Here is a 20,207-nt window from a genome sequence, read left to right as displayed (position 1 = left end):
CCTCAGTCGCCAAGCCGGCCTCGGTCGCCGAGCTGCAGGCGCGCCTCCTCCTCCATCATCGCGGTGAAACGCGCGTCGCGCTCGCCCTCCGCGCGCCGTGCCGTGTAGACGACGGTGTAGCCGTCCGGGTCGGTGACGCGCAGATCCCTGGTGTTCCACGGTGTGTCGACGGGACCTTCGACGATGCCGCCGCCGTGGGCGCGTGCCCGCTCGGCGAGCCCGTCGAGTTGCTCCAGCGTGGCCATCATGCTGATCGTCCATTCGCCACCGGTGGGCGCTTCGCCGAGGCGCACCAGGATGTCCTGGTAGCGCCAGCGGCGCAGGTGCACCAGCACCGGGCTGCCATCGGGTCCGGGTACGGCGAAAAGCGATATGAAGTCCAGTCCGTTCACATACCAGTCGACCGTGCGATCGAGGTCGGCGACGGTCACCGTGACGAAGGCGGGCATTCCATAGATATCTCGGTTGATCTCCGGCTTAACAGAATCCATGCGATCCACGGTGGAGTCTCCAGCGGCTGGAGAGTCAAGCGATTATCGATCACGTTCCATGGACGAACACCGAAAGACCGTTCTCGAAGCGCGGAAACAGACCGGATCGGAACGCACCAAGAACACCGTCATCGCGTCCCTGACGTTCCGACCCACCACGTCGGCGGAAAACCAGGTGCGGACCACCGGTGTGGTGGGGTGTGATCGGGGCCATGACGATCGTGTCGGGTGAGCCGGGAGTCGACGGGCTGAGCGCGGTCGTGGACGTGCTGCGGGACTGGCAGCACGACGAGGCGCCACCGCAACTCCACCCGGGAGACCTGGGCTGGTTCTGGCGATTCGGCGCGGAGGCGACGGCCGCGGCGGTCCGGACCTGGAGCCGAGACGGACGGATTCTCGCCGTCGGGCTGCTGGACGACCCCAGGGTGTTGCGGCTCGCGATCGCGCCGGACGCCCGGCGGGACGAGGAGCTGGCGCGGCGGCTGATCGCGGACGTGAACGAGCCGGAGCGCGGCGTACTGCCCGAAGGGAGAGCGAACGTCGAAGCGCCCATGCGCGCGCTGGTCCAGGACCTGCTGGCCGGGAACGGCTGGAACCCCGGCGAGCCGTGGACGCCGCTGCGCCGCGACCTCGCGGAGCCGGTGCGGGACCCGGGCCTGCGGGTCGAGGTGATCGGGCCGGAGCGGGCGGGCGTGCGGGCCGCCGTACAGCGGGCGTCGTTCGACGGGTCGACGTTCACCGACGAGCGCTGGCACGCGATGGCGGCCGGACCGCCGTACGCCGACGCACGATGCCTGGTCGCGTACGACGACCGGGGCGACGCGGTGGCGGCGGTCACGGTGTGGTCGGCCGGTCCTGGGAAGCCCGGGTTGCTGGAGCCGATGGGCGTGCACCGCGAACATCGCGGCCGCGGCCACGGCCACGCGATCACCCTCGCCGCCGCGGCCGCCCTCAGGAAGCTGGGCTCGTCGAGTGCGACCGTCATCACCCCGAGCTCCAATGTCGGCGCCGTCGCCACCTACAGGTCGGCCGGCTTCCAGCAACGCCCCGAGGTCCGCGACCTGCGCCGGGACGCCTCCTCGTGAATGCCAGGGGGATCAGCGCAGTCGCGTGCGAACGGCATCGGCGGCCCGCGTATCCCTGAGCTCGACGAACTTCTCGACGGAGAGCTCCCATGAGCGCCGTGCCTGCTGATGGAGACCGGCGTCGTCCTGCGCGATACCGAGATTGTCGAGCGTGATCGCCTCTCCTCGTGCGTCGCCGATCTCCCTGCGGATCACGAGGGCCTTCCGGTAAGTCTCCACGGCGTCGTCCAAAGAGCCCGAGAGCCGGTACGCGTCTGCCAGGTAATGCAGCGTCTGTGCTTTTCCCCAGGGGTCGTCGCCCAGCTCATCCGACAGGGACAGGGTCTGGAGGTAGCAGTCGATCGCGGCACCGTACTGTTCGCAGCTGGTATACGCGTGCCCCAGGTTGTGCAGGGCGAGTCCGGCTCCCCATCGTTCCTGGATCTCCAGAAAGATGTCTCTGGCCTGTCCGTAGCATTCGATGGCCGAGTCGAGGCGCGCGAGATCGCGGTGAATATCGCCCAGGCAGGACAGGACGATCCCCTCTCCCCATCTGTCGTCGATCTCGCGACAGACCGCGAGAGATTTGTTGTGACATTCCAGCGCTTTGTCCAGCTCACCCAATCCCCAATAGGCGAGGCCCAGATTGGTCAGGGACCACGTCTCTCCTGTTCGTTCGCCGCAACCACGTGCCGCCTCCAGTCCGAGCCTGCAGCATTCGATCCACTCCTCCCAGGGCTTGCGCAGGTTGAAGAAGCCGGACAGCGCGGCAGGAAGCCTCCAGCCGATGTCGTATTCTTCTCGTTCGACCGCCTGACGGACGGCGGAAACGAGATTGGCGCGCTCGGCTTCACACCACTGCAGGGCCTCATCGGCACGCGTGAAGCGTGGCGGGGGGCATCCCCATTCACTCGGCTTGATATCGACTGGACGAAGATAAGGAAGGAGAATTCGGGACGCGGAGCGCGCGGTGTGGCAATACCATTCGAGAACGCGCCGAACCGCTTGCCTCCCTTCTTCTACCGGGTGCTCGTGGGCTCGTTCGGCAGCGTACTCACGCAGCAGATCGTGAAACGCGTACCGATCGCCGCCCCGCGGTTCCAGCAGGTTCACGGACGCGAGGACTTCGAGTGCTCTCCGGGCCTCGGACGTGGTCCTTCCGCAGAGGGCCGCAGCGGCGTCGACGCTCACATCGGCCCCCGCATGCAGCGCCAGCAGGCGGAACATGTGAGCCTGCGGCTCGGTGAGCGCACGGTAGGACCAGGAGAAGACCGCCCCCACATTCATGAAGCGGTCGTCGTCCGGCGTGGCGAGCAGGTGCAGGCGATCCTTGGCGCCGGCGAGCTCGGTAACGACGTGGGCCAGCGAGACCTGCGGATCCAGCAGCACTCGCTGGGCGACGATGAGCAGGGCGAGAGGGAGATACGCACAGGTACGCACCAGTTCGTCCGCGGACGCGCGCTCTCGCTCCACCCGTTCGGCGGTGATGACACGACCCAGCAGGCAGACCGCGTGTTGGTGTGGCAGCCGTTCCAGCGGTAGCCGGATCGCACCGTTGCCGATCAACGCCGGCAGGTTGCTCCGGCTGGTCACGAGAACCACGGATTTCGCCGAGTTCGGTAGCAGGGGACGAACCTGGTCAGGCGTGTTCGCGTTGTCCAGCACGATCAACATCCGCCGGTCCGCCACCAGCGATCGGTACAGCGCGACGCGGCCTTCCTCGTCCTGCGGCAGATCCGCGTCGTCGTCCCGGAGCGCCGACAGGAAGAGCTTCAGCGCTTCGCTGGGACGCTTCGGGCGATCCGGACTGTATCCTCGCAGGTCAACATAGAGAACCCCGTCCGGGAAACGGTCGGCGACCTGGTGCGCGAACGACAGGACGAGCGAAGTCTTGCCGACGCCCGGCATACCGCTGACGACCACAATGGTGGTCGCGCCGCCTCGCACGCTCTTGCCTTCGACCATCTCGGCGAGCGTCGCCAACTCCTGGTCGCGTCCGAAAAAGTGGGCGCTGACTCCGGGAAGCTGGAAAGGCCGGGGCGGAACGACCGTGTTCTCATCCGCACCCCCGCCTTCGAGCGCGTGCCTTCCCAACATGGCCTCGGCAAGTACGTCCCGGGCGGTGCCCAGACGCCGTCTTTCTTCGTCGGAGACCTCCAGGGCGGCCAAAAGCCGGTCCAGTGTCACCGCGTCCGGCAGCGTGCCGCCATTGAGATAGGCGTACAGGCTGCTGCGGGAGACAGCCACCCTTTTGACCAGGGCGGACACCGAGTTACGCTTTCCGTTTTTGCGTTCGTATTGCGTTTTGTGATGTCTGAGGGCTGCGCCCAGATCCTTCCTGCAAGTGATCGGCTGCTGGGGCGGAAAGAGCTGAGCATCGTCCACGGTGTTCCTTGACGAGAGTCCGGCTTTCGTGCGGTGTCCAGGTCTGTCCAGAGCATTCCAGACAACCCTCTCTTCTCGCAGGGCTTCGGATCTACTTGGCCTGTGCCGCCACGCGCACATGTCGCGGAATTCGCAGGAGCGCCGACGGTACAGAGCGGTCAGCGCACGCAGGTCAAAAGTAAATGGAATCGACTGGATCATGCGAAACAACCTCAAGCTGCTGCGCTGCCGCCAGTCCACCATCCGAACGATCGTCAGGAAAGGTGCCCGATGCTCACCAAAACCCACCGCCCTGCTCCATGGGCGTACCTGTTGCTCGCCATCAGCGCAATGGTGACGCTGACTCCGACCGCGTCGTCCGCATCCGCGGCGCCGTGCGGATTGAGCTACAGCGGCCCGGTATTCGGTCGCTACGACTATACGATCCGGAACTGCCATGACTACGCGGTGAGACGCAAGCTCGACATCAGGCGTCCAATCGTCGGACACCCGGACGGGCCATGTCACTATATTCCTGCCGGCCGGACGATCGGCGACTGGACGAGCATCCCGGACAGCGCGTATATAGCGGGCATCAAGGCCTGCTGACCCGCTTCGCACACGACGTCACCGCCGGGCGCCGCCTCTCACCTGTTCGGCCGCCCGGCGAGTGGTCCGCATTCGATTCCCGACGCGGCGCCGTCTCTCCACCGGCAGCCGCGAACCGGCTGCTCCAGAACTCCCCCGAAGCCTGAATCCAGGCGAGCCCTCAGCGTTTTGGCGCCTTGCCGCCATTCTCGGGTTCTGTCACCTTGTTCGTCGTGTCCACCGATCTACCAGCCGGAACATCGGGCGCGTTTCAGGAGCATCCGCGATATCCCGGCCCCTTCCTGCCCCCTCCGGCAGCCCTCGTCCAGTCGCGCCGAGCGACCGGTCGCGTCTCCCGAACCGGCGGCTACGTCCTTGCCCTGGCCGTCCACCTGTTGGCACCGGCCTTCCTGCTCACCGGCGTGTACCTGGTCACCCGTCTGACGATGGGTGGCATCCTGTTCGGTCTCATAGCCCTGGACCTCGCCTGGCTGCTACGCCCCCGCCCCGCCCCCTTCCCCACCTCCGCCATACCTCTCACCCGCTCAGACGCTCCCCACCTGTAGGCCCTCATCGACCGTATCGGCGAGGAGCTGGGAGCCTCCCGAACAGACCTGATCGCCATCAGCGGTGCGGTCAACGCCTCGTTCCGCACCTATGGCCTGCGACGCAGCCGTCTGGTGGAGATCGGCTACCCACTCTGGCTGGTCCTCACCCCGGCCGAATACCGTGCTGACGAGATGCAAGCCCAGGTAGCGGGCTCCGCGGCCGCCGCTTCGCTTCTGGACGTCTTGACCACCCGGGCGCGATCGGTCGACGATTTTCTCGCATCCAGCGCGGTGGCCGTCGGAACCGGGGACGTGTGGACGGCTCTCCGCTCCCACGTGAATGCCGTCGCCGACACCGAGCTCGAACGACACCGCGAGTCCGCCCGCCTTGAGAAGGCGGGGGTCGACACGACCCATCCGCCGACGTACCTGCGCATGCAACGCGTGCTGGCACTGCCATATCCGGTGCCCAGGGTGTCCGCCGCAGGGGCGGAGCGGATCGAAGGAGAACTCGACAAGGCGGCTGGACGCGTGGCGCGGCGTTTGAGAGAGGACGCCCAGTCCGCCCGTTATCGGTAAGCCTGACGGGTAGGAATCAGCCGACCGTCGTCACGCGATCCCCAAAGCGGTAGCGGACGACAGCCGACGCCGTGCGAGCCCGTACGCCGAGGTGTGTCCCGGAAGCACGGGGCGAGCATCGATCAGGAATCGAGAAGCACCGGCTTCACAGCACCGTTAGCGTCACGAACACCCCACACCGATGACGACGGGAGAGTGACAGCGGTGAGCGCGGACACCGGCGCGGCGAGCAGGAAAAACACGGACGGCTTCTCCGAGGAAGAGCGTGCTGCGATGAAGGAGCGCGCCGCGGAACTGAAGAAGGAGGCGAACCGCGGCCGTGGCCACAAGGCGGCCGCCGAGGAGCTCGATGTGCTGTCGAAGATCGCGGAGATGGAACCGTCGGACCGTGCGATGGCCGAACGCATCCACGCCATCGTCACCACCAACGCCCCAGAGCTGTCACCAAAGCTGTGGTACGGCCAGCCGGCCTACGCCAGAAAGGGGAGGATCGTTTGCTTCTTCCGCAGCGGAAACGCGGACAAGGAGCCGTACTCGGCCTTCGGCTTCACCGCCGAGGCGAACCTCGCCGACACCGGTGGCCTGTGGCCCACGTCCTTCGCCGTGACCGCGTTGAGCGAAGAAGCCGCGAAGACGATCACCGCCCTCGTCAGGAAAGCCGTGAGCTGAGCGTTCCGGACCCGCTGTCGTTTTCGTCCAAGACGGTCACGGCAGCCGTGATTTACCGTGGAGCCGGCAGTTCGCCCGAACATGAGGAGACAGCACAATGCGTGACCTGGTCTACACCGGTTTCATGTCGCTGGACGGCGTCGTGGACTCGCCCGGCGGCGGGCCGAGCGAGGAGCACCGCAGCGGCGGGTGGGTGTTCAAGGACCTTGATTTCGTCCCGGAAGCCTGGTCCCTGAAGGGCGAGGAACTCGCCGACACGACGGCGCTGATGTTCGGCCGCCACAGCTACGAGATCTTCGCGCCGGTCTGGCCCGGCTCGGAGGACCACGCCGACTACAAGGAGCTGCCCAAGTACGTGGTGTCGACCACGCTGTCCGACGACGCCCTCGTCGACGGGTGGGGGCCGACGACGATCCTGCGCTCGACCGAGGACGTCGCCGCGCTCAAGGAGAGCGAGGGCGGTGCGATCTTCATCCACGGGAGTGCGGAGCTGGCCCGGCGGCTGTCGGATGCGGGCCTGATCGACCAGTACAACCTGCTCGTCTTCCCCGTGCTGCTCGGTGCCGGGAAGAGCCTGTTCGGCCGGGCCGACCGAGACAAGCACATGCTGACGCTGCGGGAGTCGGAGAGCTACTCGAACGGGATCCTGAAGCTCGTCTACGACGTCAAGCGCTGATCCAGGTCGAGGGCGATCGCGCCGCCGACGCCCTCGCGCAGCTGCCTGGCGGTGCGTCCGACGTAGGAGCGCAGTGCTCGGGCCAGGTGCGGCTCGTCGAAGTAGTCGAGCTTGGCGACGACATCGGCGGCCGGGTCGCCGGCAGCCAGCAGCTCCGTCGCCGTACGGGCCCGCTCGATCTGCCGGACCACGCCTCGCGTCAGTCCGGTCGCGGCGCGGAACCGGCGTTCGACCGTGCGCCCCGAGACGGCCGGACGGTGCCCCCGCAGCACCTCGCCGACGAGCGGGTCACGGACCACGACCCCGGCCCGGACGAGACTGTCGACCAGGGCCTCGGCGTCGTCGGGGCCGGGCGTCTCCCAGCGCGCGCCGTCCAGCCGGAACGTCCGGTGTGTGGTGTCGGGGAGCTCGATGCCGCCGTCGACCAGCGTCGGCGTGGGCACGGCACGCAACGAGGTGCCCACGGCGAACTCGATGCCGGTAAAGGTCGCGCCCTCCGGCACCGGCGCCGTCCCGGTTCGGGTCTCGGGACCGGTGATGCTCGTGTACGTCCGGCCGGCCTGCTCCCAGAACACCAGCCCCCAACACGCCCCCGCCACGGACGTCATCGAAGTGACCTGCTCGCTCGTGCATGTCCACACGTTGTCGATCCACGGCGAGTCGGACCGACGTATCTTGAGCCGCAGTCCCATGGGCGAAGGATACGCCGCCTCGCGCTCCGCGGATGACTGAGCGAAGGTGACCGGCTCGGCGTCGCTCGACTGGAGGCGATCCCCGCAATCGGTCGCCATGGTGCGAGAAGGGGTGAGTCCTTCAGCAAGTCGTCGGTCTTCACGTCCAGTGCGGCGGCGAGGAGGCTCAACTCCTACCGACGTTGGACGCCCTCGCCCCATGCGTACGGCCAACCCCCTGGAATCGATCAGTCGGCGACGACCCCGGTGTTCTGGCAGGCGGTCAGCAACCAGCGACCGTCGTCCTGCTTGGACATCACGTACAGCGGAGCACCCTCGCTCTCGTCGCCCGGGGTCAGGTAGAGCTGACGAACCTTGACCGCCGCGACATCCGGGCGAATGAAGAACACGTGGACCACCTCGTAGGTGACCTTGCCGTCCCAGTCCGCCGCGGGGAGGACCTTGCGGGTGAACTCCGAGATCGCGTCGAGGCCTATGAGGACCTTGCCACCAGCCGTCGTCCAGACCGCGTCGGGGTGGAAGAGGGCGAGGAACTCATCGGGATCCTTGTGCTGCTGGGAGTGCTCTACGGTGGCTACGACCCGTTCGATGGCTTCGACGTCTGCGGCGTACGCCGTGGATTCCGTGTTCATGCGCACCACGGTGCTTCCTCAAGCATGGTGGAGGTCAAGAGGTGATCGACCGCTGCCCCCTTGGAATCGATCATTGAACCGCTCCGGGATCGGTGAGACCAACGGAGAGGGCCGGCAGGCCGGGTCACGAGGGTGACAGCGGGAAACGGGTCGGTCGTATCTACCGGCACACGGCGGCCCAGCCCTACAGCGGACCCACGGAAGGTATGTACGGCAGGGCCGTGGAGCGAGCGGCGGCGTCGGCCGGTGACGGGGCCGGGCAGAAGCGGTCCCGTCCAGGCAGTTCCCCGGTGGCGAGGAAGGAGCTCATCGCCTCGTCGGCGCAGCTGCCCAGCCCGACGACGCCGTGGCCGCCCTGGTCGACCGTGATCATGGCGGCCCGCCGTCCGAGGGCGGCGCGCAGGCCGCGCGCGCTCGCCGGGGGCGTGGCCGGGTCACGGGTGTTCTGCAGGATCAGCACGTTGCGCGGCCCGTAACCGGTGACCGTCACCGGCGGCTCCACCGGTCGGGTGGGCCACGCCGCGCAGGGCCAGAGGTTCGAGGGCATGCCCGCCGTCACCGGCCACACCTGCCGGTCGGCTGCGACCTGCCGGGCGTGCAACGCCACGCTGTGCGGCCAGGCGACATCGTCGCAGAGCACCGCGTAGAGCGCGGCGATGCGGTTGTCCGCCGGTATCCGCGCCGTCCCGGCGCCATTGTCACCGACGCCGCCGTCGTCGGCCCTGCCGCCAGAGCCCAGCCGGTCCAGTCGCCTCATGATGGCGGGGTCCACGGTGGATCCTGAGACGGCCGTGAGCTCCTGCCAGAACTCGGCGATGAAAGGGAAGTCGCCGTCGTGGTAAAGCCCCACTCGGGTGATCTCGCGCAGCACGTTGCCGTCGAACACGGGGCCGCCCGGGTTCGGCAGGGGCCGCCTGTCGAGGGCCGCGAGCAGCCGGTCGTAGGTGCGCCGCACCTCGTCCGGTGTCGCGCCGAGGTGGTAGACGGCGTCCCGCTCGGCTGCGAAGGCCAGCAGGTCGGGCAGGCGCACCGCGATCGCCTGACTCCAGGTTCGCAACATCTCCCGCCACACCAGGTCCGGATCGACGGCGCTGTCCAGCACGATCCGATCGGCGCGTCCCGGGAACATCGAGACGTAGACGGCTCCCAGATAGGTGCCGTAGGAGAGGCCGAAGTAGGACAGTTTCGGCTCACCGAGTGCGGCTCGGATGCGATCCATGTCCCGGGCCGTGTTGGCCGTGGTGATGAACGGAAGCAGATCGCCGGAATGCTCGGCGCACGCGGCCGCGGTGTCCCGTGCGAAGGCGACGTTGCGCCCGATGCCGCCATCCGGTCCCGGGTAGGGCAACAGCAGCGTGAACTGCCTCATGAGATCGAGGCCACAGGTGACCGGGGTGCTGTGGCCGACCCCGCGCGGGTCGAAGCCGATCAGGTCGTACCGATCCAGGACCTCGCGCGGCAGTACGTCCGCCAGCTGACTGGGCAGGTCCAGGCCGCTACCGCCCGGGCCGCCCGGGTTGGACAGCAGGATCCCGCGACGCGCCCCGGGACGCGCCGTGCCGATCCGGGAGATCGCGATCTCGATGCTCCGCCCGCGCGGGGCGCGGTAGTCCAGCGGCACCCGCAACGTCGCGCACTGCTGGCGTGGGTCGCGCGAGACGCCGCCGGATTCCACCGGCAGGCACTCGCCCCAAATCGGAGCCGCTCCCCTGGCTTCGGCCACCGCCGGCTCCGGCGTGCCGATCCGGGCCCCGGCCGACGTGGGCACGCCTGCCGCCACGACGGCCACCGTCGCCGCAGCGATGAACAATGTCAGATTTAATCGCACTGATACTCCTTTTCAAAAGGAACAGATGCTTTCTCAATGACTGTGGAATCGGCATCGCCGGGTACATGAGACCCTTCGCTTGATCACGCGGAGAGGCAGGGGCCGTGGTTCACGGTGGGAGTCGAGCAGGTGGACGCCGCCCGTGACGCCCTTCGTCCAACGATTCGGAGCGCCGCCTTGATGGGAGTCGGCCGGGAAAACGACCGATTACCTGGGTTCCCGTGCGCCTGGCGACCGGTGGAGATAACGTCCGCTACCGTTCAGACGACCTGGTCGCCCCGTGATTCGACCGCTCTCAGCAGGTCACGGGGCTTGATCGGCCACTACACCGACGTCGTGCGTTCGACGACGTGACACCCGCGGCCGGGTCGTGGTCATGACGAGGCCGGTGCTGCCGTGCCGGACGTCAGGGCCGCCCGTACGATGCGGATCGCCTCGTCCTCGTCGATGCCGACGCTGGCGATCACGGCCGCGTAGTCGGCGGCAGCCCGGTGGGCTCGCTCCCGGCCTTCCTGACCGGTGGCCGAGACGAACGAGCCCGCCCGTCCGCGTGTCTCGATCAGTCCGGCCTCTTCCAGTTCCCGGTAGGCGCGGCCGACGGTGTTGGCGGCCAGGCCGAGGTCGGCCGCGAGGTGGCGGATGGTCGGCAGCCGGGCGCCCACGGTCAGCGTGCGGTCCTGGATCTGCCGGGCAAGCTGGGATCGTAGCTGTTCGAACGGCGGTACCGGTGAGGCCGCGTCGATGACGATCATCGGACGCTCATGACCTGTCGGGCCACCGTCGCGCACGACGGCGTTTTGAAGCGGAGCGCGATGAGGGCGATCATGCTCAGGATCAGGTAGGTGATCGCGGTGGCACCCCACCAGGTGGGCGCGGTGCCGAACAGCAGCACCACGGGCAGTGACCACTGCACGTTCGGGGTGGTGAGCTCGCGGGCGTCCTCGACGCGCATGATGACGTCGGCGGTGAGCGACTCCTCGTCCTGCGCCACGACCGGGTGCCGTAGCAGGTGGCGCAGCTGCAGGGCGGTGATGCCCGTCGCGCCGAGCAGGCCGATCAGCACGACGACGGCCAGCTGCCGCACGGTGGGGTCGGCAACGGCCAGGGCGCTGGCGGCCAGCACTATCGCGCCGGTGAATGTGACGGCGGCGAAAACGGCGTACGGCCGGCCGAGCACGGTCCGCCAGCCGGGCTGGATCGGATGGGCGGCCCTGCGTGACAGTGTCGCGGCCGCTCGCTGGTCGACGCGTCGCACCCACCGGTCGAGCAGCGACTGTGCCAGCAGCAGCCCGGCCACGGCCACGGTCAGGGCCAGTAGCGGTAGCGGGCGATAGGGCTGGGGGTTGCCGAACGCGGAGACGGCGGCCAGCGCACTGACGATGATCAGTGCGGCCAGGATGAGGTAGGTGGCCAGGCGGGCGCGCTCGCGGACCGCAAGCCGGCTGGCGAGCAGCGGAGTGGGGTGGGCGTCGGTCAGGCCGTGCCGGGTCAGCCACGCGCCTGCCAGTCGCAGATCGGTCGTACGCGCCGACGGGCCGTCGTCCGGTAAGGGTTCACGGGTCATAGCGTCTCCTTTTGTCGCAAGCTTTGTATCATAATGTTGCGTCATAGTTTGCGACAAAGTCAACGCCTCCGGACTCTCGATCTCGCATGTGACGCAGGTGGCGACCCGTCCACCCGGGAAGGTGTTGGCGACGTTCTCGTAGGTGTGGTCGATCGCGGCCACCGCGTGGCCTCGGCTCGCCAGATCCTCGGCCAGCGGACAGGCATTACGGGACCTTCGGTCCGTGGTCGCCCAAGATCATCCAGAGCTGTTGTCGGCCCCGCGTTAGCAAGATCATGTCACTGGTGGCCTGTTACGACTGAGGTTGGGCGTCCCTCACCCAGTCGCACACCACCGCGGTGCCCAGCAAGCGGTCATGAAGCACCCGGCCTTCGGCATCGAGGAGCATCCAGAGCCCGCCCACGAAAAGACAGAACAGCCCGACGTCGGGGACGAGGACGAGCAGGGGGAAGACCAGCGTGCGGAGCACAGTCCTGCCCGCGCCCAGCCGTCCGCCCGTACTCACCGCGATGACCCGGACACCCAGCATCCGCTTGCCGAGCGTCCGCCCCCACAGAGCATGCTGCGCCCAGAAGTAAAGGAACAACACCGACAAGATAGCCAGCTCCACGGGCTCCACGCTGCCCTGGAGCACGTCGATCGGAAACGGTTCCGCCCAGGTATGTGGACTCCTCCAGTAGTTGCGGTGTCAGCGTGATCCCGGTGAGGCGCTCGGCCAGGAGGAACATCGGCCCGTCGTGGGGGTCGGGGAACGAGGGATAGATGGAATCGATCCGTTCCATGGTCTCCACGAGCTCATCCGGCACCTCCTGGCTGTAGCCCTCCTGGGCGATGAAGCAGAACCGGAGCTCGCCGTCCTCGATCCAGTAGAGGTGATCGAGATCCTTGATGCTGAGAAAGTAGTGGGACACGACGCGGGTGCCCGTCGACAACGGCATGATCACTTCTTCGGCGATGCCGTTCCAACCGGGCTCAACGGTCAGCACCCAGTCACCGATGGTCGTCACGCCGAGGGACACGCCGGACTCGACGGCACCGCCCAGCTCCCAGAACGACATGGGGGTAAAGCCTCCTGGCCGGCCACCGCGCCGAGCCATCACTTCTTCGGCTGTCAGGCCATGGATGTAGGTGAGGCAGGCGCCATCCGCTGCTTCCACGAGCCAGGTGTAGTCGGCAGGGTTTGTGATCATCTTCTAAAACCGAGACCGGGCGAACACCCCTCCCAGGCATCAGCACAGGTTGCTCCCACTGGGGCCAGAACCGACCTGCAACAAGTAGTCATCGCTGTCCTTCTCGTCCGGCCTGCCGGAGTACCCCACCGACAGGTAGACATTCCGGCTGTCGATGACCTTGGTGAGGCAGACCTGCGCCACACCCTCCTCCGGCTCCGGAACCGGCGCCTGCTTCCAGCCGTCCTTGATCGCAGCCTCACGGTAGAAGGACGGCACATCGACACGCGACGCTGAAATCCGATAGGACTGCTCGGCGTACGCAAGCCGGTCATCGTCATTGCACCCCCCCATGCGTTTCCCACCCGGCTTCGCCTCGACCGGACGAGCATCGAGAATGCTGAGCACTACAAGGGCCGAAGCAAGCCGCTTGTCATCATCGGTACAACGAGGAAACGACGAGCGGGGCATCAACAACAAGGCCAGGCGATCCACCACGAAAGTGCCGACCCCCAAGGCGCCTACGGCGGCGACCGCTCCAGCAAGGCCGCCAACCAACAGAACCGCGACAATCAGACGCTTCATGATCTATAGCCTAGTATCGGTCTCCATTACTGACCCAATAGATTCGATGGCCTTCTACCAGGCGCCTGGCCTCCTTATGTGCGACAAGCGAATCCTCGGGGAACATGCCTAAAGAGTTGTCCGAAATTGTCCGGCACATCGGTCACCTGCGGAAACCTCTCCCCAAGCATCTCGCTCAGTCTGCCTGTGCAGATTCCCGTGAATGGGGCAGGCACGGGAAGGTCATTGCGATCGCGATCCTGATCGTAGTAGCGGTCGCGCGCAGCGCCTCCGTAGCCGTCGCCGCTGTTAGCATCCACGCATGTCCGATAACAAGGATGCGGCATTTGCCTACACCTCGGAGCGCGAGGCCCTGGAAGGTTTCCTCGACTACCAGCGCGAGGGGTTGCTCCTGACGATCGAAGGGCTCGACGATGCTGCGGCGCGAAAAGCACCGACCGCGAGTTCGTTGTCACTGCTGGGGCTGATTAAACACGCCGCGACCTGGGAGCGCCGCTGGTTCCAAGTCATCATGGCCGGACGCGAGCTCCCCGAGAACTGGCCCGCCGTCAAAACCGATCCTCGCGACGCCGACATGACGGTCAACGAGAACGACACGGTGGAGCACTGGGTCGCGTACTACCGGGAGCAGATCGAGGAGTCCCGCGCCATCGCGGCTTCGATGGACCTTGACAGTCCCTGCGCGCGCAAAGACATCATCAAGTGCAACGTGCGCTACGTCCTGTTCCACATGATCGAAGAGACTGCGCGCCACGGCGGACACGCGGACATCATCCGCGAGACCCTCGACGGCACCCGCCAAAGCTGAGCGTCGTCTCGCTGGACGAACTCGGCCGATCCAGACGACCTTGAGGTGCCCAGCAGATAACGCACTGCGTCCTGAGCCGACAGACGGATCTCTCGACGTCACAAGAGCCGCCAGCCCATTACTCGCTCCCTCAACGAAAAGCGCGTTGTCGTCAAGCACAACAAAAAGCGCCCCGGCCATGATTGGCTCGGGGCGTTTGTCCTGCTCAGTTGCTGTGGTCAGGGGCGGGGTCGAACCGCCGACCTTCCGCTTTTCAGGCGGACCAATCACGCTGGTGGGGTAGCGGAGACCGTGGTCAGAGGGTGGTGGACGGTGGTCGAAGTGAGTCTGTGTGTGGGGACGTTGCTGTCAGCACTGCTGCCGCCACTCTGCGGGGACATGCGAGATCGTTCCGGTCTGTAGGACCATCTCCTCGTGTCAGTGACCGAGTTCGCCGGCGTGACGAAGGACAAGGTGAACTTCGATGCAGTACAGGTACAGGCCGCTGTTTACTCAAATGCCAACGAGCCGGACACGGTGACCGCAAAGTCGGGCCATGTCATCGACATCGGAGGTCAGCATGACCACCGGACCCGGCTGGCGCAGTGCCGCCTCGGCGACCGTCGCATCGATCGCGTATTTGTGGCCGTGCAGACCTGCGGTCTTGAGCAGTCCCGCGGACGCCTTCGCCGCCGCCTCGGTCAACGGCTCGACCTTGACCCGGGAGAGTACCCACTGCAGGCGAGGCAGATTCACCCGCGTATGGCTGACTTCCACGATGGTGTTGGCACCGATGACGAAATCGGCCCCCATACCGTGGAACACCTGGAACATCGCGAGAATCTTACGGTCCTGCGCGATCCAGGCGGAGACTCCCTGGGAGTCGAGCACGACGGTTTCAACGTGCTCGATCACGCCGCGCTCGCCGAACCCCCAGGGTTCGCCTCCCCGAAGATCCTGGAGTGAGCCTCAGCCAGTTCCTCCTGGCTGAACTCCCCGTGCTCCTCCTGGTGACGCAGCAGGTCCTCGCCGAGGAGTTGGTGTCGAAGCCGACGCGCCACCGCCTCGGCGACAAAGCCGGAGATGTTGTCCGTGAGCTTCCTGAGCTCGGCGACCTGGTCACTCGGCAAGGTAACCGTGATGCGCGTCGTATCCGCCATAGCAGAAGCATACTGCAGTATGCGAGCAAGTGCGGCTTCGCTCGGATGAGACTGCACGATCGAGCGATCTTGTACCCGCCGACAATGTCATCCTTTTCATCCCAAGCAGCCGCATAAGCTACGTCCATAAGACGGCTGCCCGGAATCATCGTGGTCCCTCAGTTCCAACCAGGGCAAGATGAGCAACCACAACCCCGGCGGCTCACACCGTGGCGTCACCATTTGAGATTTCCAGCAGCAATTCAGTCATGGTGACGGCATTGACCACCCGAACCGCGTGAAACGCTCTGGGCAGGCGGGTGCCGTAATCGGGATCCTTCGCCGGCGGCCACGAGAGTAACCACGTGGACATCGGACTGCCATGATGATCCAAATCCGGCAGCTGCCGCTGGGCCGTTGCTGTCATTGGAGATCAAAAAAGCCCCGAACGATAGTCGCTCGGGGCGTTTGTGCTGCTCAGTTGCTGTGGTCAGGGGCGGGGTCGAACCGCCGACCTTCCGCTTTTCAGGCGGACGCTCGTACCGACTGAGCTACCTGACCTCGGTGGTGGATCGAACACCTACCAGAGCGGTCCTGACGGGACTTGAACCCGCGACCTCCACCTTGACAGGGTGGCGAGCACTCCAAACTGCTCTACAGGACCTTGCTTCCGGGCTTTTGTCCCGGTCGTTCTTGCCTCGCTTAGCCTACCAGTTTTCCGGAGGTCTTCGACCTGCCGTTTCCCTGGCGAGCCTTGGCTCGGCCGTGCCCCCAACGGGATTCGAACCCGTGTCGCCGCCTTGAAAGGGCGGTGTCCTAGGCCACTAGACGATGGGGGCTCAAGACTCTCGTCTCGTTCCGTTGCCGTCTTCCGTTGGAGACCTCTGAAGCATAGGGGACTTTTGCCCTGATGCCAAAGCGGTTTGCGGCCTACGGCGACGGTGTGACGGTGTGACGGACCCCGTTGGAGACGGGGCGGTTGTCGGCACAGGAGAAATTGTACGGCCAGGGTCGGTCTCAACGTGACGCTGGATCTGAACCGACTGCTCGCCGAGCCCACCCAGGGTGATGTCGTCCCAGGCCCGCAGGCGGTTCGTGTGGGCGTCGAAGTACAGAACCGAGGCCTCGACGGGGGTCGGCTCGTCGTGTTCGAGGGCCCGCAGGCCGGCTCCGCCGGTGGATCCCTGGACCAGGACGCGGGTGCCGGAGGGCAGCAGCTCGGTGGATCGCGCGTGGGAATGGCCGGTGAGGACCATCGGGGCCGCTCCGGAGAGTCCCTTGGCGATCGTCGGGTCGTGGACGGCGACGAGATCGACCTGCTTGGGCAGCTTCGCCAGTTCGGCGGCGTGCGAGCGGCCGAGGGCGTCGAGCGATTCGAGGTTGGAGTCGATGGGGACGGATTTGTCCGGGGTGAACCGGGGATCGCCGATGCCGTAGATGCGCAGCCCCGCCACGGTCTTGGCCTCGCCGTCGAGGACGACCGCGCCCTTCTGTTTGGCCACGGCCCGCTGGGTGGCCATGGAGTCGTGGTTGCCCCTGACAAAGACGTACGGAACCCCGAAGGTGCTGATCTCCTCAGTGAACCTGTCCTCGGGGCCCGTGCCGTGGTCGGTCAGGTCGCCGGTGTCGATGATCGCGTCGATCTTGAACTGGGCGGTGATCGAGCGGATGAGGTTCCAGGCGATGGGGCTGAGATGGATGTCGGAGACGTGCAGCACCCGGATCGAGGTGGGGTCGGCGTCGTAGACCGGCAGGGCGGAGACGGCGTCGTAGAGCTGGGAGACGTTGTTGACGAGCTTGGCGAGCTGGACCCGGTAGGACTCGAACCTGGTCACGATCGACTCGGCGTCGCCGACGAGGGACGGCGCGCCGGCGAGCAGACCGGTGTACTTGGGTTCCACCACCGAGTCTGGCCTGAAGGTGAGGGCGATGGCGGCCCCCGTACCGGCGATCGCGACGGTGATGCCCAGCAGGCCCGCCAGGGCCGGTCCCGGCCTGCGGAAGACGATCAGGGACGTCACCAGGGCGCCCACCAGGCCGCTGAGCGCGGCGCGCAGGACCAGCGTCCTGACTCCGGCACTCAGCTCCTCCTCCAGGAGCGCTGGGAGGCGGTCGGCGGAGAAGCGTGGGTCGTCCAGGAATCCGCGGGCCCGCTCGGGGTTGATGTTCTCCAGGGTCACGCGGAGGCCGACGGGGGCGTCGTGGGTGTCGAACAGAAGTGTGCCGAAGGGGTGAGCGTCGACGACGGTCTCCCCGGTCCACGAGGGCTCCGCCGACATGCCGAGCTCCACCGGGCCGACGTTGGCCCGCACGGCACCACCCAGCATGACGCCGAGCCACGCACCGGCCAGGGCGACGGCGGCGACGGCCACACCGCGGGCGATTCGCCCGGTGGCGAGACCGGTGACGAAACGGCGGGCTCCCTGGGTCCAATCAGCGAATTTCATGCGCCTCCACCTCTACCCGGGATCACGGGGCAGAATGACGGGTGTGATCGAGATCTCGCGGGAGAAGTTTGAGGAGCTAGTGGCCGAAGCCCTGGACACCATTCCCCCCGAGCTGACGAAAGTCATGGACAACGTGGTGCTCGTCGTCGTCGACGACCCCCCTGAACCGAATCTTCTAGGCCTCTACACGGGTATTCCGCTCACCGAGCGGGGCGACTGGTACGCAGGAGTGTTACCCGACCGGATCGAGATCTACCGCAACCCGATCTGCTCGATCTGCGAGACCGAGGACCAGGTCATCGAAGAGGTTCAGATAACCGTCGTTCATGAGATCGCCCACCATTTCGGCATCGATGATGACCGGTTGCACGAGTTGGGCTGGTAAGTAGCCTCGCCGACCCCGCGCCGCACGTCAAAGGCCTTCTTTCCGGAATGTCGCGGCTTATCATCACAGTTTGCATGCGCTTAATCGCTTTCGGTTGCGCGGCGGCTCCACAGCAGGCACCGTAGGTTACACAGTGAACACCCACAGTCAGTGTGCCTGCGAGCTCAGCGGAGTCCTATGGCGGCGACAAAGTCCGGCCGACTACCCGGGCGGCATCGCCGTCCGGTGGAACGCCAAGCGACCTACGGCGAGGTCATCGCCATCGGGGAGTTCCGTGCGCTCTGGCTGGGCCAAGGGCTTTCCCTCCTCGGTGACCAGCTCTCACGAGTGGCACTGTCCATCCTCGTCTTCGAACGGACGGACTCGCCCCTCGCGACGGCCTCGGTCTACGCCCTGACCTACCTGCCGCCGATCATCGGCGGGCCGCTTCTCGCGGGGCTCGCCGACCGCTACGCCCGCCGGGGCATCATGATCGCCTGCGACCTGCTCCGGGCCCTCCTGGTCGCGCTCATGGCGGTGCCCGGCGTCTCGTTCGCCACGTTATGCGTGCTGGTCTTCTGTGTGGTGCTGCTCAGCGCGCCGTTCTCCGCGGCGCGGGCGGCCCTGCTGCCCGAGCTACTCAAGGGCGACCGCTACGTGGCGGGCTCAGCCCTGCAGAACATGACCAACCAGGGCGCGCAGATGCTCGGCTTCGCCGTCGGCGGCTTCCTGATCATGGGAATGGGTCCGTACCGCGCGCTGGCGCTGGACGCGTCGACCTTCCTCGCCTCCGCGCTCATCATCGTCTCCGGGGTACGGCGGCGTCCCGCGCCCCTCCCCGCCGACGAGAACCGGCCCTCGATGTGGACGATGACCCGCGCCGGCGCCAGGCTGGTCTTCGGAGACCCCCGGCTGCGTACGCTGGTGCTCTTCGCCTGGCTCTGTGGCTTCTACGTGCTGCCCGAGGGGATCGCTGCCCCGTACGCCGCGGAGCTGACCCAAAATCCCCAACAGCTCTCGCTGGTCACCGGTCTGCTGATGGGCGCCATGCCCACCGGCACCGTCGTCGGCGCGTTCCTTTTCAGCCGCTACGTCAGCCCATCGAACCGGTTGCGATCGATGGGCCGGATGGCGATGCTCACCTGCGCGCCGCTGATCCTGTGCGCCGCGCAGCCACCGCTTCCTGTGGTGCTGCTGTTGTGGTTCGTCTCGGGCCTGGGTGGGGCCTACCAGCTCGCGGCCAACGCCGCGTTCGTGCAGTGCGTCCCCGCCGAGCGGCGAGGACAGGCCTTCGGCCTCGTCCAGTCCGGCCTGCTCGCCTCCCAGGGCGTCGGCATCCTGATCGGCGGAGCCGCCGCCGACCACCTCGGCCCCGAGCTGGTGGTCGCGCTGGCCGGCGCGGCCGGGCTCGCCGTGGCGGCCGCGCTGGCCGTGTTCTGGAGAGGTTCCCGTAAGGAGATCATCGAGAGGGTTCGCGCGGAGGCGACCTCCTGACTCACACCTGGGGACGGGTGTCGTCCTGCCGCTGCTCCGTGCCGTACGGGGCCTGGGGAGCGGCGGGCGGGAAGGGGGCCTGGTGGGTGGGGTACTCCGGGCCCGGCTGGTGCGGCGCGCGGTGCTGGTTGGTGGCCTTCGCCCAGCCCTGCTCGGCCTTGGTCTTGGCGTCCAGCCAGATCGGGTTGTCCTTGTTCTTGTCGACCATGTCCTGCAGGATCGACCTGTCCTTCCTCTCGTCGGGCAGGAGCACCCAGCCGATCGCGTAGACCGCGATTCCGAGGCCCCCGAAGAAGGTGGCGATCGCGAGGGCCGCGCGGATGATGTTGGGGTCCACCCCGATGTAGCGTCCGAGACCGGAGGCCACACCCGCGATGATGCGCCCGTCCTTGGTCCTCTGAAGCTTCTTGACGCCGGTGAAGTCGTTTTCGTTCATATCCACAGACTGCCCGAGAGTGAGCTTTCCTCACATCGGGATTCCCCCTGGCACGACCCTGACTCTTACCCCTCCCGAGGCCGGTCACGAC

The 20,207-nt window shown here is 66.7% G+C and carries 23 protein-coding genes, 4 tRNA genes and 1 pseudogene; 9 read left to right on the top strand and 19 right to left on the bottom strand.

Annotation, left to right across the window (positions count from 1 at the left end; all coding sequences use genetic code 11):
- Positions 1-2 precede the first annotated feature (2 nt).
- On the bottom strand, positions 3-491 hold the full coding sequence (locus tag ABZ664_RS18560; RefSeq protein ID WP_362510687.1) for a VOC family protein: 489 nt from the start codon (positions 489-491) through the stop codon (positions 3-5).
- A 212-nt stretch (positions 492-703) separates the two neighbouring features.
- On the opposite strand from ABZ664_RS18560, the gene ABZ664_RS18555 reads away from it, so the two are divergent.
- Positions 704-1,576 (top strand): GNAT family N-acetyltransferase, encoded by an 873-nt coding sequence (locus tag ABZ664_RS18555; protein ID WP_362510684.1) that lies wholly within the window; start codon positions 704-706, stop codon positions 1,574-1,576.
- A 12-nt stretch (positions 1,577-1,588) separates the two neighbouring features.
- Here the strand turns inward: ABZ664_RS18555 and ABZ664_RS18550 are convergent, their stop codons facing one another.
- Complete coding sequence (locus tag ABZ664_RS18550; protein ID WP_362510681.1) at positions 1,589-4,228, bottom strand: tetratricopeptide repeat protein; 2,640 nt, start codon at positions 4,226-4,228, stop codon at positions 1,589-1,591.
- On the opposite strand from ABZ664_RS18550, the gene ABZ664_RS18545 reads away from it, so the two are divergent.
- The 5 genes from ABZ664_RS18545 to ABZ664_RS18525 all read left to right on the top strand — a co-directional run bounded on the left by ABZ664_RS18545 (position 4,211) and on the right by ABZ664_RS18525 (position 6,979).
- Positions 4,211-4,528, top strand: coding sequence for a hypothetical protein (locus tag ABZ664_RS18545; RefSeq protein WP_362510678.1), 318 nt, complete (start codon positions 4,211-4,213; stop codon positions 4,526-4,528). The two genes, ABZ664_RS18550 and ABZ664_RS18545, sit on opposite strands and share 18 nt — an antisense overlap.
- A gap of 212 nt (positions 4,529-4,740) precedes the next feature.
- Positions 4,741-5,073 (top strand): hypothetical protein, encoded by a 333-nt coding sequence (locus ABZ664_RS18540; protein WP_362510675.1) that lies wholly within the window; start codon positions 4,741-4,743, stop codon positions 5,071-5,073.
- A 114-nt stretch (positions 5,074-5,187) separates the two neighbouring features.
- Positions 5,188-5,634 (top strand): hypothetical protein, encoded by a 447-nt coding sequence (locus tag ABZ664_RS18535; protein WP_362510672.1) that lies wholly within the window; start codon positions 5,188-5,190, stop codon positions 5,632-5,634.
- A gap of 204 nt (positions 5,635-5,838) precedes the next feature.
- Complete coding sequence (locus ABZ664_RS18530; protein WP_362510669.1) at positions 5,839-6,303, top strand: DUF1801 domain-containing protein; 465 nt, start codon at positions 5,839-5,841, stop codon at positions 6,301-6,303.
- A 97-nt stretch (positions 6,304-6,400) separates the two neighbouring features.
- On the top strand, positions 6,401-6,979 hold the full coding sequence (locus tag ABZ664_RS18525; protein WP_362510666.1) for a dihydrofolate reductase family protein: 579 nt from the start codon (positions 6,401-6,403) through the stop codon (positions 6,977-6,979).
- On the opposite strand, the gene ABZ664_RS18520 is transcribed toward ABZ664_RS18525, so the two are convergent.
- From ABZ664_RS18520 to ABZ664_RS18485, 8 genes and pseudogenes are all read right to left on the bottom strand, one after another.
- Positions 6,961-7,671, bottom strand: coding sequence for a helix-turn-helix domain-containing protein (locus ABZ664_RS18520; RefSeq protein ID WP_362510663.1), 711 nt, complete (start codon positions 7,669-7,671; stop codon positions 6,961-6,963). The two genes, ABZ664_RS18525 and ABZ664_RS18520, sit on opposite strands and share 19 nt — an antisense overlap.
- Positions 7,672-7,898: 227 nt before the next feature.
- Positions 7,899-8,303: an SgcJ/EcaC family oxidoreductase gene (locus ABZ664_RS18515; RefSeq protein WP_362510660.1), complete on the bottom strand. Its 405-nt coding sequence runs from the start codon at positions 8,301-8,303 to the stop codon at positions 7,899-7,901.
- A gap of 184 nt (positions 8,304-8,487) precedes the next feature.
- On the bottom strand, positions 8,488-10,131 hold the full coding sequence (locus ABZ664_RS18510) for an alpha/beta hydrolase (RefSeq protein WP_362510657.1): 1,644 nt from the start codon (positions 10,129-10,131) through the stop codon (positions 8,488-8,490).
- A gap of 374 nt (positions 10,132-10,505) precedes the next feature.
- Positions 10,506-10,883 carry a GntR family transcriptional regulator gene (locus ABZ664_RS18505; protein ID WP_362510654.1) on the bottom strand — a complete coding sequence of 126 codons (378 nt, stop codon included), beginning with the start codon at positions 10,881-10,883 and terminating at the stop codon, positions 10,506-10,508.
- Positions 10,880-11,695: a hypothetical protein gene (locus tag ABZ664_RS18500; protein WP_362510651.1), complete on the bottom strand. Its 816-nt coding sequence runs from the start codon at positions 11,693-11,695 to the stop codon at positions 10,880-10,882. Before ABZ664_RS18500 ends, ABZ664_RS18505 begins: the two co-directional genes overlap by 4 nt.
- A 292-nt stretch (positions 11,696-11,987) precedes the next feature.
- Positions 11,988-12,305: an RDD family protein gene (locus ABZ664_RS18495; RefSeq protein ID WP_362510648.1), complete on the bottom strand. Its 318-nt coding sequence runs from the start codon at positions 12,303-12,305 to the stop codon at positions 11,988-11,990.
- A 40-nt stretch (positions 12,306-12,345) separates the two neighbouring features.
- A pseudogene (locus ABZ664_RS18490) lies at positions 12,346-12,885 on the bottom strand (DUF6461 domain-containing protein); the annotation flags it as partial.
- A 39-nt stretch (positions 12,886-12,924) separates the two neighbouring features.
- Positions 12,925-13,449, bottom strand: coding sequence for a hypothetical protein (locus ABZ664_RS18485; protein ID WP_362510645.1), 525 nt, complete (start codon positions 13,447-13,449; stop codon positions 12,925-12,927).
- Between the two features lie 301 nt (positions 13,450-13,750).
- Here ABZ664_RS18485 and ABZ664_RS18480 point away from each other — a divergent pair, with 301 nt between their 5' ends.
- Positions 13,751-14,257 carry a DinB family protein gene (locus ABZ664_RS18480; RefSeq protein ID WP_362510642.1) on the top strand — a complete coding sequence of 169 codons (507 nt, stop codon included), beginning with the start codon at positions 13,751-13,753 and terminating at the stop codon, positions 14,255-14,257.
- Positions 14,258-14,472: 215 nt separating this feature from the next.
- Here the strand turns inward: ABZ664_RS18480 and ABZ664_RS18475 are convergent.
- From ABZ664_RS18475 to ABZ664_RS18440, 8 genes are all read right to left on the bottom strand, one after another.
- Positions 14,473-14,533, bottom strand: a tRNA-Phe gene (locus ABZ664_RS18475).
- A 216-nt stretch (positions 14,534-14,749) separates the two neighbouring features.
- The gene (locus ABZ664_RS18470) at positions 14,750-15,151 is read right to left on the bottom strand and encodes a DNA-binding protein (protein ID WP_362510639.1); all 402 of its coding nucleotides are present in this window, start codon (positions 15,149-15,151) and stop codon (positions 14,750-14,752) included.
- On the bottom strand, positions 15,148-15,396 hold the full coding sequence (locus ABZ664_RS18465; RefSeq protein WP_362510636.1) for a type II toxin-antitoxin system CcdA family antitoxin: 249 nt from the start codon (positions 15,394-15,396) through the stop codon (positions 15,148-15,150). Before ABZ664_RS18465 ends, ABZ664_RS18470 begins: the two co-directional genes overlap by 4 nt.
- A 202-nt stretch (positions 15,397-15,598) precedes the next feature.
- Positions 15,599-15,802, bottom strand: coding sequence for a hypothetical protein (locus ABZ664_RS18460; RefSeq protein WP_362510633.1), 204 nt, complete (start codon positions 15,800-15,802; stop codon positions 15,599-15,601).
- Positions 15,803-15,862: 60 nt separating this feature from the next.
- Positions 15,863-15,936, bottom strand: a tRNA-Phe gene (locus ABZ664_RS18455).
- 28 nt (positions 15,937-15,964) lie between these two features.
- Positions 15,965-16,039 (bottom strand) — tRNA-Asp (locus ABZ664_RS18450).
- Between the two features lie 102 nt (positions 16,040-16,141).
- Positions 16,142-16,214, bottom strand: a tRNA-Glu gene (locus ABZ664_RS18445).
- Entirely contained in the window at positions 16,215-17,822 is a 1,608-nt protein-coding gene (locus ABZ664_RS18440) for a metallophosphoesterase (RefSeq protein ID WP_362510630.1), read from the bottom strand. It lies immediately after the preceding tRNA gene.
- A 34-nt stretch (positions 17,823-17,856) separates the two neighbouring features.
- Here ABZ664_RS18440 and ABZ664_RS18435 point away from each other — a divergent pair, with 34 nt between their 5' ends.
- Together ABZ664_RS18435 and ABZ664_RS18430 are read left to right on the top strand one after the other, a co-directional pair.
- Positions 17,857-18,207 carry a metallopeptidase family protein gene (locus ABZ664_RS18435; RefSeq protein ID WP_350941362.1) on the top strand — a complete coding sequence of 117 codons (351 nt, stop codon included), beginning with the start codon at positions 17,857-17,859 and terminating at the stop codon, positions 18,205-18,207.
- A gap of 225 nt (positions 18,208-18,432) precedes the next feature.
- The gene (locus ABZ664_RS18430) at positions 18,433-19,680 is read left to right on the top strand and encodes an MFS transporter (protein ID WP_362510626.1); all 1,248 of its coding nucleotides are present in this window, start codon (positions 18,433-18,435) and stop codon (positions 19,678-19,680) included.
- Between the two features lies 1 nt (position 19,681).
- Here ABZ664_RS18430 and ABZ664_RS18425 read toward each other — a convergent pair whose 3' ends face one another.
- Positions 19,682-20,116 carry a PspC domain-containing protein gene (locus ABZ664_RS18425; RefSeq protein ID WP_362510623.1) on the bottom strand — a complete coding sequence of 145 codons (435 nt, stop codon included), beginning with the start codon at positions 20,114-20,116 and terminating at the stop codon, positions 19,682-19,684.
- Positions 20,117-20,207: the final 91 nt, after the last annotated feature.

This window comes from Streptosporangium sp. NPDC006930, from assembly GCF_040635605.1.
Classification (GTDB): Bacteria; Actinomycetota; Actinomycetes; order Streptosporangiales; family Streptosporangiaceae; genus Streptosporangium.
Note: the sequence above shows the minus strand (reverse complement) of the source record. Positions and strands in the feature narration are given on the sequence as shown.